Genomic DNA, 16,984 nt, shown 5'->3' on the forward strand with positions numbered 1-16,984 from the left:
AGGAAGGCCTTTTGTTTTTGATCCTTTTCGTTTTATTTCAAGGACTGTCGCTCTAGTGGCATGGTCATACATCTGGGGCCTCCCAAGCCTCTGGAAAGTTCAGATGATCGAATTTCCAATACCTCCACTCCGGCTTCGATTAAGGCGCGGTTGGTGTACTTATTGCGATCATAGGCAATCACTCTTCGCGGCCCTATGGCAAAAACATTGGCGCCATCGTACCATTGTTCTCTGGAGGCATATTCCGGATAGCCTTGTGCTGTACCAATCACTTCCAGATAAGGAATTTCCAGCTTCAATAAATCAATGATGGATTTATTCACCACTTCTTCTTCCAGAATAACTTCTCCATTGGCATCTACGCCTTTTTGACGGTAAATGTAGGTGGTCAGGTTCATGTCCATGGCATCCGGATATGTCACGACTAAATTTTCATCAATCATGGTAAACACGGTGTCCAGGTGCATGAAATTACGACGTGCCGGCAGGTGTACTTCGTATACGCGCTCTACATCGCTATTGGCAATCACATGTTTGGCCACGGCCTTAATGGCTTTTGGGTCTGTGCGTTCAGAATTGCCAATGGCCAGCGCTTTATTAGACAATACAATGACATCCCCCCCTTCAATACAGCCGGTTTCCGGGCTGCCATCATGTGGGTAGGCATTGATATAGTTGTTTTTGAATTCAGGGTGGTGCTCAAAAATCAGCTGCATGATATCGGACTCCCGCTGGCGACCAGGATATTTCATATGACTGGAAATAACACCGGACTGAATCACTGCCGCCGGATCCCGCATGAAATAGCTGTTCGGGTTCGGAGTGATCAAGAAGTCAAGATCTCCCAGGTCCTGCAGGGATTTTGGGTTGTATTTTCTGCGCAAATGCTTCATCCGAATTCCCGCAGTAAGTGCGGTAGTGGCTTCCGCCAGGGATAAACGGGATAATAAGTCTTCTGCTACATGCTGGTATCCTTTCGCCGCAAGGGCTTTGCGGTAAGCGTCCAGCCTTAATTTTTCATCTTTTAATACCTCCTGAAGAAGGCCTTCAAGACGGAAAACCTTGGCTTCGGTATTTAATCGTACTAATGCACGGAATTCATCATGTTCACGCTGGATTTGCTCCAGATATGGCACGTCCTCAAAAAGGAATTCACCAATGTTGTCAGGGGTTAGCATTTCCAGCTCAAAACCCGGACGGTGCATGATCACTCCATTGAGTACTCCAAATTCGGATTGCAATTTAAGCTCCATAACAATTATTTATTCGTTTGGCATTAAGCCTAATGTTTGAGTATTTCTGGATTAAGTTTAATTAAATCATTTGTAGGTGAATGAAAGTATAATGGTCAAATCCAGAAAGTTTAAAATAAAGCGTACTAAAATAGCATTTATGCGCTGATCATAGAAAGCTTTGTGTTGATTTCTTTTTTGGGATATTTTTGGAGGGTTGATTTATAGTTGCTTAGCTAAAATATCCATTAATTGCTCCAAATATTTTTGATCCGTGGCATCAAAATCATTTAAGTGATTACTATCGACATCCAGTATCATTTTGACGGTTCCGGCTACGATTAAGGGGACCACAATTTCTGATTTACTGTCCGAGGAACAGGCAATATGTCCCGGGAATTGTTCCACATCCGCTACCAATTGGGTTTTGCCCTCCGCCCAGGCCGTTCCACAAACCCCTCTACCCTTAGCAATACGCGTACAGGCAATAGGTCCCTGGTAAGGGCCAAGTACCAATTGTTCTCCCTTTACGATGTAAAATCCTACCCAAAAGAAATCCATTGCCTGCTTTAGCGCTCCGGCAATATTGCTCAGATTGGCGATCAGGTCTTCTTCATAACTGATCAGGGCTTCAATTTGGGGAAGCAGTTGTTGGTATTGAGCGGCTTTATCCGCCTCTTGGTCGATGATTAATGATTCAGCCATAATGTTCGATTTATTTTGAGCGCCAAATTTCTAAATTATCTTCATTTACAAGGTGTTTTTCCTGACAAATTCCATTGATTTTCGGAGCGGAGATGCCCGTTCCAAAGATCATTTGGCTTTTAAAAATGCGGGCTTCGTCCCATAGGTCAGCCTCCAGGATTTCTTTTAATAAACCAGCTCCACCCTCAATGAAAACAGACAGTATTTTTCTTTGGTATAAATCATCGAAGACGGCTTTCAGGAAGTTATCTTCCTTGATCGCCACATAAGTGGTATTTCCCTTAGTATCTGATTTTGTCAGATTATAGCAGATGGTGGGTTGTTTTCCCCGAAAAAGGTTCAATCCGGAATCAAGGGTTAAATGGCGGTCAATGACTATTCTCACAGGGTCATTTCCGGTCCACATGCGAGCATTCAGGCTGGGATTATCGTAATGAGCCGTATTTTTCCCCACCATGATGGCTTGTTCTTCGGTTCGCCACTTGTGTACCAGGGTACGAGACCAGATATTACTGATCCATTTGGAGTCAAAATTTTCCCTGGCCACAAATCCATCGGCCGTTTGTGCCCATTTCAAAACTACATAGGGTCTTTTTTTCTCCATAAAGATGAAAAAGCGGCGGTTCATCTCTCTGGCTTCTGCTTCGCATACTCCGGTCTCTACTATTATCCCCGCTTTTTGCATTTTATTCAGACCGGTGCCGGCTACCTGTGGATTGGTGTCTGTTGCGGCCACTACCACTCTCCTAAGTTGATGTTTGATCAGCAGATCAGCACAGGGAGGCGTTTTGCCATAATGGCTGCAAGGCTCCAGCGTAACATAAGCCGTACTTTCTTTCAAAAGGGAAGGGTCTTTTACCGAGGCGACTGCATTTACTTCGGCATGCGCTTCACCTGCCCGTTGGTGCCAGCCTTCTCCAATAATTTTTCCCTGGTGAACAATAACACAACCCACCGTTGGATTAGGGTAAGTAGCTCCCAAACCGTTTTCGGCCAATTGGATGGCGCGTAACATGAACTTTTGGTCTTCTGATCGCGGAGAAGGGCACATAAGCAATTAGTAGAGAATAAATATGTTTTTTAATAATTCTGTTTTATTTCAGACAATTGTTTGAAATAGAGCTGAAGTTAGGGAGTTATCTGTTATTTTTCATCTACACCCATAAAATTTAAGCCATTGTGTTCAATTTATTTACCCGATAAACGACATGGATGGTATAAGAAAACTAAAACCAATGAACAATCAGTACAAAACCGTTGAAGATTCAAGGGTTGAAATCAAACAATTGATGCTACCCTCTAATGCCAATTTTAGTGGGAAAATCCATGGAGGGCACATTCTGGCTTTAATGGACCAGGTGGCTTTTACCGTGGCCTCCAAGCATTCGGCCTGTTATTGTGTGACTGCCGCCGTGGAAAGAGTAGAGTTTTTAAACCCTATTGAGGTAGGAGAACTGGTTTCCATGAAGGCACAGGTCAATTATGTGGGCAATACCTCCATGATTGTGGGTATTCGAGTGGAGGCAGAAGATATTAAAACCGGAAAAACGAAGCATTGTAACTCCTCCTATTTTACAATGGTGGCAAAGGAGGTGGGAGGGCAACCGCATAAGGTGCCCGGCTTGGTGATTAAAGATCGCGATGGCATTCGACGATTTTTGAGGGCAGCCAAACAGGTCGAGTTTACCACCAATAAAAGGCATGAATTTCATGAACATCAGGATGAAGATTTTCAATCTGAGGAATACCTGGAAGCCCTGAAGCAGTATAATGTAAAAATGGAGTTATAAGCCAAATGACGCTTGCTGGAAATCTCTTTGAGCTTTAGGGAGGTAGAAATGAAGGAATAATTTTCTGTTGTGAGTTTTTGCAAAAGTTGCAGGCGGAGGAGGAGAACGAAAGTTTACCCAAATCCGGGCTTAACCCGAATTATTCACCGCTAAATTAAGTAATTCACCTTAACTGAATTATTATCAATCCAATAGACTCATTTCTACTGATTTTTTTATAGCCCAAATTTGGGCAAGCTTGCTTTCTCCTCATTCATCTGCTTCGTTGGAAAAAACTCGAAATAGGAGACTATTCCTTCATTTTTCCCGCCTTGCAGCTAAAAGAGGATTGAAGCATGAATAATCCGGGCTAAAAAAAATCAGCAAAATCACCGGCAACAGTCTGAAAAAAAGGCGCTAAAATGGCGTCATTCTGGAAAAAAAAAGCGATGAGTTGGTCTCATCGCTTTTCCTTTAAATAGGCATTTAGTGCTTTTCTTCTACCCGGTTGCCGTCTTCTCTTTCTAAACCTGAAAAGTCAGGATTCAGGGGTTTGTAGAATAATTCTGCACCACCCGTCATTTTACCACTGATTTTTACACTGGCATTCACCCAAACTTTTGCCCCATCGGATAGGTCCAGTTCATAATGCTCAGATGCTAAAGGCTGGAAGGGGTTTTCCACCATATTCAGACTTGAGCTTCCGGCTGCTTTTACCTGAACTTTTTTCGGGCTTCGTCCATTCAAGTTACAAATGGCTTGTCCCTTAAGATCGATCGTGGTGGTTTGCGGGATAATATTATCCATAAAAATTTTCGAGCCGGTGCCACTTCCATAAATGGAAATATTTCTGGAGGCAAAAACGCCATGAGAGCTGACTTCCGCTTGGTCTTTGGCGATCAGCTTAATGTCCTCATAGGTAGTGAAGCCATCAGGGAAACGAACTTTTGCCTGACTTTTGGCTTCTAGTTCTATTTTCTCATTAACATTGTTGGTGTAAAGGTAGATGGTCAACTGTGAAATGGACGTTTTTTCCGGAGTGGAGATCGTCAATTGGTCATCATTATAAAGAAAGGTGACTTCCTCTAAATTTCCGAAGCCCCGAAGTTCAGCACGGCTATCACTTCCAATGCGAAATTCTACATTTAAATCCTGACCAATAATGACTTTGCTGAAAGCGGAAAGTTCTTTGGTTAGAGAATGAGGTTTGGGGTCATCTTTTTTACAAGATGAAAACGCAACCAATGCGAATAATAGTCCTGATAAAAGGGAAAATCTAAGTTTTTCCATTATGAATAATTTAGTTTAGGAAATACTGAGGAGGTGTTTACAGCGGATTGATGTGGGCTGTATTTTCCTTTTTTATAGGAGCCTTGAGTAGGTAGCGTATTCAAACCGGATTTTTCATGCTCAAACCCTCGTTTAGCTGCCAGGCGGAAAATGAAGGAATTTTTCCTGTTTCGAGTTTTTTCCAACAAAGCAGATGAATGGCAAGCAAGCTTAACCCAGTTTGGGCGATTTAAAAATCGGTAATGTCAATCGCCGTGGATTGAAAATGAGTTTGTTGGCTCGCTTCTCAAAGTCCAGCGGTGAATAATTAGGGATAATCGCTTTTGTTAAGGTGCCAATTTATAAAAAAGTGGCTAAAATTTACTTTTTAGGCGCTTGTTTAAAAGCCTTTTTCATTTGAATAATTCTAAGTATTATCGCATTGATTAGGATTGTTTTGGTAGAATAGTAATGGTGCCTGGATCCTAATTTTAAGCTCCATTAACGGAAAAGCCTTATTTTTTAGTGTTCCTCCTTAATGGTCGCACTTCCTCCGTCCTGCTTTTCAATGTGGAGGTGGCCTTCAAGGGATTTATAATACAAGTGACTCCCATTCTTCACCAAAGCCTGCAAAGTGTCGGTAGCATGCACCCATGCGTTCCCCCCATCAGTTAGATGAATTTGAAATTTTGGGGCAGAAAGCGGATTATTTATAAACCAATGGTCGTCTCCATCCAAATGAAAACGGGCGCCATTCCGTACCCGGAGATCCACCAGCGCATTCACCTGCCCACCAACATCTACTCGGCTTCCATCGTGTATATCAAATTCAGCAAGACGGGCAGAGAGCTCATGAATATAGATACGAGCAGCATTTCTGGCTTTTATAGTAATTAGCGAGTCCACAATGAAACGATCATTGGTTTCTAATCTGCCGGCATCCAGGATTTGGAGGTTTAAAGTTTTTGAAGTGAAAAATTCTTCCGGAATATAAATTTGACTCGAATTTTTCAAACAAATACTTTCCAGAGAAGGAGTGGAAATTTGAACGATGCTGTAATCCGGATTTAATCCATTGATTTCCTTCAGGTGCAGGTGTGCACCATTTTGTTCCCATTTTACAGTGGAAATAGATCCTTCCCCGAGTATATCAATGCGGTGAGGGCCGTTGACCAAATGAATACTGACATCATTATAAGTACTGATTTGAGAGAATGGTAATAGCGCTCCTTCCTTTACATCAGGATCACTACAAGAAAAAAAGCCTAAAGTAATGAGCAATAAAAGGAATACCAGCTTTGGGCTTGAGGTATTATTTTTCATATGGGATGTAAATATTTAATCCCAAAATTAGTCATGATTTTGATTTTTGTGTTTACCTGATGGGCATTTTTAGGAGAGAGCTAAAACAGCAGGGGTTATTTGGTCTTCTTTTCTCCACTCATGATGTACCAAAGAATGATCCCTCCGGCTATAAAGGGTGTAATAAAGGCGATTGCGACAAGAAGCAGGGTCATTTTTGTTTGAAAGTGTTAGTGATGCTTTTAAGTAAATAGAATTTAATCATTTATTATTAAACATGCTATTTGGAGGGAAGTTTAAAGGTGATGCCTGCCAAACCTTTTTGTTGACACTTCATGACGCATTTTTGATTCCAATAGTCGGCGCTCGGCATTCTGACCAGGGTGTCGGTATTCATATTAGTGGCCAGGTTTTCTATTTGGAGCATCCATAAGTTAAAGGCACTTATTTGATCCATTCTGGCACCGGTCACTACTACTACTTTACAACACCAAAAATGACGAGTGGTATGAAATAGGAATTCTTCTATGGATTTATGGAAAAATTTGAAGGTTGGGAGGGTGAGCTGACTTAAATCGAGAATGAACTTGCAGCATTTGCTTTGTTGGATGAAAGGAGCGATTTGTTCTTTTAAGTAATGGAATTCGGCCTCTTCAATGACATCCCGAAAAGAAACAGTCGCTAATTGATCCCTTTTAGATAATGTAAAACTTAGTCCGGGTGATTCGTAGGAGGCCATCTGCGTAATAGTTTTTATTTATTATTATTTAACGATTTTATTAGATTAATGATTAAACAAAATGACGAACGTATCATTTTCGACCCCAATTTTTAACGCTAAAGAGGGATAAGGGTTGATTTGTATCTTTTTTGATGCAAAAATCACGGGTAGTGGTTTTTTTGTACGCGGTGCTATGCGTGAAAGAAGCCATGAATTGGTTGGAATTTTCGTAAATTGCGGTCGTATGGATAAAGGATTAAAAGGGGCTAAGGCCCTTAAACAATATATTGCCAAGGCCCTTTTGGAGGCATTAGGAGAACGCGAAGCAGAGAGTGTAGCCTATGGTTTGTTGGAAGATTTGTTTGAGATTGACCGAACGGCCGTGTTGACTGACGCGCCATTGGAATTAGTGGAAGAAGAATGGGATGAATTATGGGATGCGGTGGAGCAACTGAAAAAGCATGTGCCTTTGCAGCATGTCACTGGCGTTGCGCCTTTTTTCAATCGTAAATTTATTGTGACTCCTGAAACTTTGGTTCCACGGCCGGAGACGGAGGAGTTGGTACAATTGATTTTGGAAGAGAACCAGGGCGACTTGTTTAATGTACTGGACATTGGGACTGGAACCGGCTGTATTCCGATAACGCTTGACCTGGAAATGCCACATTGTGATGCTTTTGCGGTGGATATTTCAGAAAAGGCCTTGTTCGTAGCCCGAAGAAATGCGGTTTATCTGGATGCTGCCGTGGAATTCGAGCAGATGGATGTGCTGAAAGATGCCCTGCCCTTCCAGCAGACTTTTGATGTGATCGTGAGTAATCCGCCCTATATCTGCGAAAGAGAAAAAGCGGATATGCATGAAAATGTTTTGAAATATGATCCGCATCTGGCGCTTTTTGTGCCGGATGATGCACCCTTATTATTCTATAAGCGTATAGCTGATTTGGCCATGGATCATTTGAATGATGGCGGGAAGCTGTATTTCGAGATCAATGAGGCTTATGGAAAAGAGACTAAAGCCATGCTGGAGGAAAAAGGATTTGAAGAGGTTCGGATTGTGAGGGACCTGAATGGAAAAGATCGCATCGTGCGCGCAGAGCGATAAAAAAAGCCCGAAGTTTTCATTACTTCGGGCTTTTTTCGGTATAAGTTGAACTATTCATCGCTATTGTCAAATATTAATTCAAAGTCAATACCAATAATTAGGCTTTAATAGGTGGAACGGGCGGTTATTCCCCTGACTTATTATTTCTTCTGTTGCTGAATCAATTCCAGCAATACTTTAAATTCCAGTGCAATGGTTCCCTTCTCTTCGGGTGGTAAGCCATTAAAGGCCTGAGAAGTTTCAAATCCACGGATGATATAAGAAAACAGCTGCTGGTCCTCCAGGGCTTTCACCATTTTACCCGTCAGGTCCTCTTTTGATATCATCATCGGCTGGCTTTCCATAAATTCCAGGAAATGTAATTGCTCATCCCGCATTTCCTTAAAAGCGGCATAGCCCAGTTTCTTTTGAAAAAACGCCTCCTCTTTATAATACAGATAGACCGCAAAAATGCCCCTGAGCAATGCTCCCTGGAGGTAGTTGCCGTATCCATCCATTTTAAAACCCAAAAAGAAAGCACTCAATAAAGGCTGTTCCTGTCGAATTTCCTCATACAAAGTTTTATACCCTTTCGGACCAATTTTATTCAACTGATCCTCAATCGCCTCAATTTTTTCAATCATAGCGCAAAGCTAATCAAATATTCTAGTTTTTTATTCTGCTTACCGATTGAAGCCAAAAAAGCCGAACCCTTTAAGGATTCGGCTTTTTATCAGCATAATATTTTTCGGCTTATAGCTCAAATTGGGATAAGTTTACAAATTCCTGCACACGGGCATTTACCGTCGCCTCATCCAAATCCTTCAATCTTTCCGGACCAAATTTCTCTACCGTAAAAGAAGCCATCGCTGAACCGAAAATAATTCCTCTTTTAAGGTTGTCAAAAGTTACATTGTCTGACTTTGCCAAATATCCCATCAATCCTCCAGCAAAAGTATCACCCGCTCCGGTAGGGTCGAAAACTTCCTCTAAAGGTAAGGCTGGCGCAAAGAAAGTACGGCCTTCACCGAAAAGCAATGCACCGTGCTCTCCTTTCTTAATCACCAAATACTTAGGGCCCATCTCCTGAATTTTTTGAGCCGCACGTACCAAAGAGTAATCACCGGACAGCTGGCGGGCTTCTTCATCATTGATGATCAACATATCAATCATCGTCAGAGCCTTTTTCAAATCATCCATCGCAATGTCCATCCACAGGTTCATGGTATCCATGGCAATGAATTTCGGACGGTTCTTCAGACGCTTGATGGTCTCAATTTGAATGGCGGGTGTCAGGTTCCCTAACATCAAATACTGACAATCCTGATAGCTCTCCGGAATGACCGGATCAAAGTTTTCCAGTACGTTCAATTCCGTGGTCAGCGTATCACGGCTGTTCATATCGTTATGGTAGCGGCCAGCCCAGAAGAAGGATTTCTCGCCTTCTTTAATCTGCAAGCCTTGGGTATCAATACCGTGGCGGTTCAGGTCTGCGATATTGTCGCTCCCGAAATCATCTCCCACCACTGCCACAATGTTGTTGGCTTCTTTTATAAAGTAGGACGCTGCTAAGGCAATATAAGTGCAGGATCCACCAACAATTTTATCAGTTTTTCCGAAAGGGGTTTCAATGGCGTCAAAAGCCACCGTTCCAATGGATAATAAGCTCATGTTTTATATATATTTTTATACTTTCAATAGGATGTCGTACTGAATTTAGAACGATTATTTGGCATTTTCAGTCACTGCTGCCGCTTTCTTTTTGAAGCCCAACCTTGGGTGACGCGTCACCTCCTTATTCGGGTCAAACATCAGGCGATAGGTGTGGTGCGTCTTTACGATTTTAGTGCCAAGGTTTTTCGCCAAATGCATCATGGCCGGATTGAAATCCCCAATCCAGTTCATCTCCAGCTCGGAATAATTGTGCACATCAGGGTTGATGACATTCTTTCCTGCTTCAATGATCAGAGCTGATTCCACCCCTTTTCCCTGGTGAGCCGTAGCTACCCCAAATACCATCCCCATTACGCGTTTGGAGACACCTCTCATTTGAAGGTATTTGAATTTTATCATCTGCCAGATATTCCATTTTCCGTTCATATGGCGGAATATCTGGTTTACCTCCGGCAGGTTGATGTAAATGGCAACAGGTTCATCGTAATAGTATCCAAAATAAATCAAACGTTCATCCATAATGGGCTTCATCTGCTCCATCAGGCTTTTGGCTTGTTCATAGGAGATGGAAGCAACGCCCTCAAAATTCTGCCAGGCATCATTATATACCGTAGTGAAATCGCGGGTATATTTATCCAGATTCTTTTTGTCGATCGTCTCGAATCGGTATCCTTCCGTATTCAGGATTTTTTCAGCCCTGCGGTGAATCAAATCCGAAAGCGGGTCGAAAGTATAGCGGCCAAAAGTATACTGTTTGAAATATATTTTGAAACCGTAATTTTCAAATAATGCCTGATAATACTCCGGATGGTAGTTGTTTTCATAATTGGCCGTGCGGTCATGCCCTTCTATCAGCAGGCCCCACCATTTATCCCGCTCCCCGAAATTAATCGGGCCATCCATGGCCTCCAGCCCTTTATCCGTTAACCAGTCTTTGCAGGCATCAAACAATTTGAAAGCCGCCTCCTGATCATTGATGCACTCAAAAAAGCCCATGCCACCTGTGGGCTGGTCATTGTCTTTATTCATGGTGGTGGAGCTGTAAAAAGCAGCTACCCGACCAATGTATTTTCCCTTTTCATCCTTAAGCATCCAGCGGATGGCCTCCCCATGCTGGTAAAACTTATTTTTCTTAGGATCAAAAACAGCCGCGATGTCCTTGTCCAGGGGGCGGATGTAATTTGGGTAATCTTTATATAGCGGATGGGGAAAGTCAATAAAAGCTTTCTCCAATGCCGAATTATTTACTTCAATTAATTGCATAATATAGCTGAACCTGAGATTCTACCGAAAAATTTGCGCAAGAACCAAAGTTAGCACAAAATGGGTGCTTAAAAAACGATTGCCCCGAAAAGCGGGCAATCTACCGCACAGAAAAGGACAGGATTAGTGGAAAATGGTTTGTGGTTAAAATATTTTCATAGAGACGTTTAGGTGTGCCTGAATTAGAATCAGTTTAAAATATGACAATCATTAGTCTTTTTTAATAGAAATAGTGGGAATTTTTAATCTGAAAAATGACGATTTATTGAGCGTAAGCCTGTTAGGGCGGGGTTTCATTTTTGGGATAATACTTAGCCTTTTCGCTTATCGGTTTCAATGATTTCGACATTGGATTTTATGATTTGATGAAGGAATGTGGCGGGACTACATTTGCATCATCATAGAAGTAAATAACAGACAAACAATAAAAAATATCATTATGAATTTTATCGGATTAGACCAAGCCAAATCAGACGAATTAGCCCTTGCTTTAAACGATTTGTTGGCCAATTATCAATTATATTATCAGAACCTGCGTGGGTTCCACTGGAACATTAAGGGGCCGCAGTTTTTTGAATTGCATGCGAAATTCGAAGAGCTGTATACCGAGGCGCAGGAGCAAATTGATGAGATTGCTGAGCGGATCCTTACTTTAGGTGCTACGCCGATACATTCCTTTGGTGATTATTTGGCGAAAGCCGAAATAGAGCCTGCTGTGGATGTTTTTGATGCGGAGAATACGGTAAGTATTACCCTGAAAAATATTCAAACCCTGATCTCTAAAGAGCGTGCTATTTTGGAATTGGCAGGGGAGGCTGATGATGAAGGTACATCTACTTTAGTAGGAGATTATATCTCTGGTCAGGAAAAAACAGCCTGGATGCTGAATGCTTATTTGGGATAATTGATCCTTTCAAATAATGTCAAAAGAGGAAAGCGATAATTTCGGTTTCCTCTTTTTTAATCATGTTTTTTTTAGACAAAATGCAGGGAGTCGAATTGGCTTTTGATCATTAAAGATCGTTTTCGGCTACTATCATTAAAACTAATATTAGGATAAGGAAAAGCAATGTTTAATTCCCTTCTTTAAAATTGATTTTCGCTGAGCACCCCCATAATTTGGGGTTTAATTTGAAATCTTTTAAATCCTAAAACATTAATAACAGATGTCATTAGTTGGAAAAAAAGCCCCATCATTTGTGGCTCCTGCAGTAGTAAACGGTGATGAAATCGTTGAAAACTTCTCTTTAGAGCAGTATATCGGTGAGAAGGAAGTGGTTTTCTTCTTCTACCCAAAAGATTTTACTTTCGTTTGCCCAACTGAAATCCTGGCTTTCCAAAGTAAACTGGCTGAATTCGAAAAGCGTAATGTTGCGGTTGTGGGTATTTCTTGTGATTCTGAAGAAACACACCTGGCTTGGTTATCTACTCCTAAAAATCAGGGGGGGATCGAAGGCGTTACTTACCCGTTAGTGGCTGATTTGGCGAAAACCATTGCCAACAATTATGGCGTTTTGGCCGGAGACTGGGAATACAATGACGAAGGTGAATTGACTTTCGAGGGAATTCCGGTAGCATTCCGTGGTACCTTCTTGATTGATAAGAAAGGGGTGGTTCGTCATGAAACGATCAATGACTTGCCATTGGGTCGTAACATCGACGAGATGATCCGTTTGGTTGATGCTTTGCACCACGTTGAGGCGCATGGGGAAGTATGCCCGGCCAACTGGTCAGAAGGCGAAGAAGCAATGAAAGCCACTAAGGAAGGGGTAGCAGAGTATTTGTCTGCTAATTAAGCCTTTTGGTATTAACCCGAATTATTCATCGCTAAACTGATCAACTAATCACCAGTAGCTTATTTCAAATTCATTATAGATTGTTTTCTTTGATTTATAATAGCCCAAATTTGGACAAGCTAGCTTTCTCCTCATTCATCTGTTTCGTTGGAAAAAACTCGAAATAGGAAAAATTCCTTCATTTTTTCCGCCTTACAGTTAAACGAGGATTTAAGCATGAATTAATCCGGCTTAAGCCGAAAAATGCACTGGCAGATTAAAAAATCCACTCGAGGAGCTTATTTTAAGTGAACGGTAGATTTTTTTATTGCTTTTTTTCGCCCCAAATAGGGTGAGCTTGTTTTTCCGCCATCAGCCGCTTCCGAGGGAAAACTTAAAATAGGGCACTATTGCTTTATTTTTCCTGCCTTGTGGCAAGATGAGGATTTATGCATGCATCATTCGGCTAAAGATAATTTTCCTAACCCTCCGATAATATCGGGGGGTTTTTTATTTTTGGGTAAAATTTGCTGCCTTTTGGGCAGTTGATGGTTTCATCCAACCAATACCCATGGGGCAATTCATATACAATTTTTTCTTCCACCTGGTGGAATCGCTCTTGCCAATTGCGGCCTTATTCAGCAAAAAATTAAAACTATTCGTCAATGGTAGAAAAGGCGTTATTGAAAGAATAGCTGGGTTTAAAAGAGAAAATACGGCTCCGGTGGCCTGGTTTCATTGTGCCTCCCTGGGCGAATTTGAGCAGGCACGCCCGGTATTGGAAGGCTTTAAAAAGCGATATCCACAGTATAAAGTGGTCCTGACCTTTTTTTCTCCGTCTGGTTACGAAGTCCGGAAAGATTATGCCGAGGCAGACTTAATTACTTACCTACCGATAGATACCTGGCAGAATGCCAAGCGCTTTGTGGATACGCTGGAGCCTTCCGTGGTTTTCTTTGTGAAATATGAGTTCTGGTATAATTTCCTGAAGCGGGTCGCACAGAAAAATATACCTTTATTTTCCTTCTCTACCATTTTCAGGGAAGATCAGATCTTTTTCAAGTGGTATGGTAGCTTTTTTCTGCGCACACTGCATTGCTTCGATCATTTTTTTGTTCAAAACGAGACTTCTGTCCGGCTATTGGAAGACGCCAAGATTTATAATTTTAGCAAAACCGGTGATAGTCGGTTTGATCGTGTGGAAGAAATATGCCAGCAGGCGGTGGATTTACCCATTGTAGAGAATTTTGCGAAGGGACATCGTGTATTAGTGGTGGGCAGCAGCTGGCCACAGGATATGGAAGTGCTTTACCCCCTGATTAACCGCGGGGATGAAGATCTGAAATTTATCATTGCACCGCATAATCTGAAAAAAGAGGAGATGGAGGAAGTGGAGCAAAACGCCCAGGTGCCTTGCATTCGTTATTCCCTGGCCACCGAGGAAAATGTGGCGGATAAGAAATTGCTGCTCATTGATAATTTTGGAATGCTATCTTCCCTGTACCGTTATGGTAGCTTCGCCTATGTCGGGGGAGCTTTTGGCGCAGGCCTTCATAATATTCTGGAAGCAGCCACTTACGGCTTACCAATCTTTTTTGGTAGATCTGCCAAAAACACAAAATTTCAAGAAGCCGTAGATTTAGTCAAGCGCCAGGGGGCATTTATGGTCAAGGATGCTGGCGACTTTTTGCAGCAATTTGATCATTTTTATCAAAATGAGGAGAAAAGGCGTCAAGCCGCCGAGGCTTCACGTGCATATGTGGAAGAAAATTTAGGCGTTACGGATCAAATTCTCGATTTTTGCGAAGCTTATATTAAATAGCCAAATACAATATGGAAGGATTAGTGATGCGCTCTACCGGCTCCTGGTATGAAGTTCGAGAAAAAGAAAGTGAGCAGGTATACCGTTGCCGATTACGTGGAAAATTCAAAATAAAAGGACTGAAGGTCACCAACCCATTAGCGGTGGGAGACCGGGTGACTTTTGAGTTGGAAGAAACGGAGGAGGAAACGGGCGTGATCACCGAAATTCATCAGCGGGATAATTACCTGATTCGGAAGTCTACCCGAAAGGTGCGTCACGGACATATTATTGGGGCTAATCTGGATCAGGCCATTTTGGTATGTACATTGGTAATGCCCAGAACCTCGCAGGGATTCATAGATCGTTTCCTGGTCTCTTGTGAGTCTTACCATATTCCGGCAGTATTGGTGTTTAACAAGTCTGATATCCTGGTGCCGGAAGCGCTGGAAATTCAGGAAGAGCTGATGGAGTTGTACGAATCTCTTGGCTATAAATGCCTGGCAATTTCTGCCAAAAAAGGGGATGGACTGGACGCCTTCAGGGAATTACTCAAGGGAAAAGTATCTATTCTTTCCGGACATTCGGGTGTAGGGAAATCCACGGTGATTAATGCTATTGCACCGGAGGTAGAACAATGGACGCAGGAAATCTCTACCTATGCGAACAAGGGTGTGCACACCACTACCTTTGCAGAGATGTTTGAAATTGAGCCGGGGACTTTTTTAATCGATACTCCGGGCATCAAAGAGCTGGGCTTAATGGATATCAAGGAAGAAGAAATTGCGGGTTATTTCCCGGAATTCCGTGCTTTGTTGAGCGAATGCCGTTTTTACAATTGCAGCCACATTCACGAGCCGGGCTGTGCGGTGCGGGAAGCCATGAAAGAGGGCTATATCGATGAAGGACGATATTTGAGCTACCTCAGTATGATTGAGGGCGATGATAACCGCCGATAGCTAAAGCAGGATTCTTCTGTTGAGTAAGAGCAAAACGCCAAAGTAAATAATGGATCGCAGGGCATGGGCTTCGACTATGCCCACGATGCCATCACGGCTGGAAAAGAAAGCTACCAAGGCCAAATAAAGCAGGGTAGCACCAAATTGTATACTCAGATAAACTTTGGCTCTGGATTGAGCCGTGACCAGAAAAGCGAGAAGATAGCTCAGGATAAAAAAGAAATCCCCAATTTGCTGGAAAAGGAAAAAGTCGGTTGCTTCTAAAAATTGGTGACTGAAAAGTACCATCAAAAGAATATCCTTACCAAAAAAGATAAAGAGGGATCCCACCAAAGTCACCGGGATTACCAGGGCAAATACGCCGCGAATGTAGGTGCGCAATTCTTTTGGGAAAAAGATAAGCTGGTTTACTTTTGGGAAAAAGGCTACCCCTACTGTACCCGTAAACAATAACAGGTAGTTTTCGGAAATTTTGACCACCGATTGCCACTGCCCCGTCTGTTCCAGTCCATAGGTATTCATTGCCCATTCCCGTACGCCGTATTCCACCATTTTACCAAATACAAATGCGCCAATGCTCATGGCAATAAAATCCCAAACGGCTTCCATAGAGCCTTTACTGGTTTCTACAGGGCGAATTTTCCGGATAAGTCCGTGATAAGCAGAATAGCTCATGGAGAGAATTAAGCCCAAGGCCTGTCCGAAGGCCACCGAAAGCAGGGCCAATTGCTGATCATCTTCATTAATAAAAATGGCCACCGCAATAAAAGAGAGAATCATGCCCAAAAGGCTGAAAAGGGTGTAAGTCTTCGCATTTCCGTGCGAGAGAATTACGCTCATCAGGAAAAGGTGGATCAGGATGAGAATAGCTGCGGTAAAGAAGAGTCCCTCAAATGGAAGTCCGGAATTTCCCAGAATTAAAAACTCTTTCAGAAATATATTTTTTAATCCATAAAACAGGACAAAGCTAAAGACAAGGATAATCAGATTATATGAAATTACGGCATAGAAAACCCGTCGCCTCGGCCCTGCGTCTAAAGTAGGATTAGACCAAAATTTCACCAATGCCCGGTTGATCCCTTCGTTGGGGATCTGGGTGATCAGTTCAATTAAGTTTTGAAAGTGAGCCAGTAATGCAATGCCGGAAGGTCCAAAATATACAGCAAACAGTTTAATGATACCCAGCTGCGTGATGATTCGAATCAAGAGGGTACTCAGGCTCAGTTTCGCTTTGCTGAGCCAGTCAGAACTAAAAATTTTGAGAGCTTCGATAACAAAAACAGTTTACAGGCGATAAAAAATGAGATCCTATTATAGTTAGGTAGAGGTATAAAATTTAAAAATTATTCAAATAAATAGCGCAAAAAAACAGTTTTTTGTTTGTCCGCTCCACAATTTTCCCCAATTATGCGAACTTATAAATCCCGTTA

At 42.2% G+C, this 16,984-nt stretch carries 16 protein-coding genes; 6 read left to right on the plus strand and 10 right to left on the minus strand.

Annotation, left to right across the window (positions count from 1 at the left end; all coding sequences use genetic code 11):
• Positions 1-32 precede the first annotated feature (32 nt).
• The 3 genes from AAA970_RS01750 to ribD form a co-directional block, all read right to left on the minus strand.
• On the minus strand, positions 33-1,253 hold the full coding sequence (locus AAA970_RS01750; RefSeq protein WP_338235758.1) for an arginine deiminase: 1,221 nt from the start codon (positions 1,251-1,253) through the stop codon (positions 33-35).
• A 201-nt stretch (positions 1,254-1,454) separates the two neighbouring features.
• Positions 1,455-1,937: a GAF domain-containing protein gene (locus tag AAA970_RS01755; protein ID WP_060685301.1), complete on the minus strand. Its 483-nt coding sequence runs from the start codon at positions 1,935-1,937 to the stop codon at positions 1,455-1,457.
• Between the two features lie 10 nt (positions 1,938-1,947).
• Positions 1,948-2,988, minus strand: a complete 1,041-nt coding sequence (gene ribD, locus AAA970_RS01760) for a bifunctional diaminohydroxyphosphoribosylaminopyrimidine deaminase/5-amino-6-(5-phosphoribosylamino)uracil reductase RibD (protein ID WP_338235759.1) — start codon at positions 2,986-2,988, stop codon at positions 1,948-1,950.
• Positions 2,989-3,172: 184 nt separating this feature from the next.
• Here ribD and AAA970_RS01765 point away from each other — a divergent pair, with 184 nt between their 5' ends.
• A complete protein-coding gene (locus AAA970_RS01765) occupies positions 3,173-3,727 on the plus strand; it encodes an acyl-CoA thioesterase (RefSeq protein WP_338235760.1) in 555 nt (184 codons plus the stop codon).
• 465 nt (positions 3,728-4,192) lie between these two features.
• On the opposite strand, the gene AAA970_RS01770 is transcribed toward AAA970_RS01765, so the two are convergent.
• The 3 genes from AAA970_RS01770 to AAA970_RS01780 all read right to left on the minus strand — a co-directional run bounded on the left by AAA970_RS01770 (position 4,193) and on the right by AAA970_RS01780 (position 7,016).
• Positions 4,193-4,996 carry a GIN domain-containing protein gene (locus AAA970_RS01770; protein WP_338235761.1) on the minus strand — a complete coding sequence of 268 codons (804 nt, stop codon included), beginning with the start codon at positions 4,994-4,996 and terminating at the stop codon, positions 4,193-4,195.
• Positions 4,997-5,497: 501 nt separating this feature from the next.
• Positions 5,498-6,298, minus strand: coding sequence for a GIN domain-containing protein (locus AAA970_RS01775; RefSeq protein ID WP_338235762.1), 801 nt, complete (start codon positions 6,296-6,298; stop codon positions 5,498-5,500).
• 259 nt (positions 6,299-6,557) lie between these two features.
• Positions 6,558-7,016: a hypothetical protein gene (locus AAA970_RS01780; RefSeq protein WP_053406068.1), complete on the minus strand. Its 459-nt coding sequence runs from the start codon at positions 7,014-7,016 to the stop codon at positions 6,558-6,560.
• A 226-nt stretch (positions 7,017-7,242) separates the two neighbouring features.
• On the opposite strand from AAA970_RS01780, the gene prmC reads away from it, so the two are divergent.
• On the plus strand, positions 7,243-8,103 hold the full coding sequence (prmC, locus tag AAA970_RS01785) for a peptide chain release factor N(5)-glutamine methyltransferase (protein ID WP_338235763.1): 861 nt from the start codon (positions 7,243-7,245) through the stop codon (positions 8,101-8,103).
• Between the two features lie 140 nt (positions 8,104-8,243).
• Here the strand turns inward: prmC and AAA970_RS01790 are convergent, their stop codons facing one another.
• The 3 genes from AAA970_RS01790 to AAA970_RS01800 all read right to left on the minus strand — a co-directional run bounded on the left by AAA970_RS01790 (position 8,244) and on the right by AAA970_RS01800 (position 11,019).
• Positions 8,244-8,726, minus strand: a complete 483-nt coding sequence (locus AAA970_RS01790) for a hypothetical protein (RefSeq protein ID WP_053406067.1) — start codon at positions 8,724-8,726, stop codon at positions 8,244-8,246.
• 109 nt (positions 8,727-8,835) lie between these two features.
• Positions 8,836-9,753 (minus strand): PfkB family carbohydrate kinase, encoded by a 918-nt coding sequence (locus AAA970_RS01795; protein ID WP_338235764.1) that lies wholly within the window; start codon positions 9,751-9,753, stop codon positions 8,836-8,838.
• 54 nt (positions 9,754-9,807) lie between these two features.
• Positions 9,808-11,019: a hypothetical protein gene (locus tag AAA970_RS01800; RefSeq protein ID WP_338235765.1), complete on the minus strand. Its 1,212-nt coding sequence runs from the start codon at positions 11,017-11,019 to the stop codon at positions 9,808-9,810.
• 439 nt (positions 11,020-11,458) lie between these two features.
• Between AAA970_RS01800 and AAA970_RS01805 the strand changes: the two genes are divergently transcribed.
• From AAA970_RS01805 to rsgA, 4 genes are all read left to right on the plus strand, one after another.
• Positions 11,459-11,923, plus strand: a complete 465-nt coding sequence (locus tag AAA970_RS01805; protein WP_053406948.1) for a Dps family protein — start codon at positions 11,459-11,461, stop codon at positions 11,921-11,923.
• Between the two features lie 262 nt (positions 11,924-12,185).
• Complete coding sequence (locus AAA970_RS01810; RefSeq protein WP_338235766.1) at positions 12,186-12,815, plus strand: peroxiredoxin; 630 nt, start codon at positions 12,186-12,188, stop codon at positions 12,813-12,815.
• A gap of 550 nt (positions 12,816-13,365) precedes the next feature.
• Positions 13,366-14,616 carry a 3-deoxy-D-manno-octulosonic acid transferase gene (locus tag AAA970_RS01815; RefSeq protein ID WP_338235767.1) on the plus strand — a complete coding sequence of 417 codons (1,251 nt, stop codon included), beginning with the start codon at positions 13,366-13,368 and terminating at the stop codon, positions 14,614-14,616.
• An 11-nt stretch (positions 14,617-14,627) separates the two neighbouring features.
• Entirely contained in the window at positions 14,628-15,554 is a 927-nt protein-coding gene (gene rsgA / locus AAA970_RS01820; protein ID WP_053406062.1) for a ribosome small subunit-dependent GTPase A, read from the plus strand.
• Here the strand turns inward: rsgA and AAA970_RS01825 are convergent, their stop codons facing one another.
• Positions 15,555-16,760 (minus strand): MATE family efflux transporter, encoded by a 1,206-nt coding sequence (locus AAA970_RS01825; protein ID WP_338235768.1) that lies wholly within the window; start codon positions 16,758-16,760, stop codon positions 15,555-15,557.
• Positions 16,761-16,984 lie beyond the last annotated feature (224 nt).

The organism is Persicobacter diffluens (genome assembly GCF_036244895.1).
GTDB lineage: Bacteria > Bacteroidota > Bacteroidia > Cytophagales > Cyclobacteriaceae > Persicobacter > Persicobacter diffluens.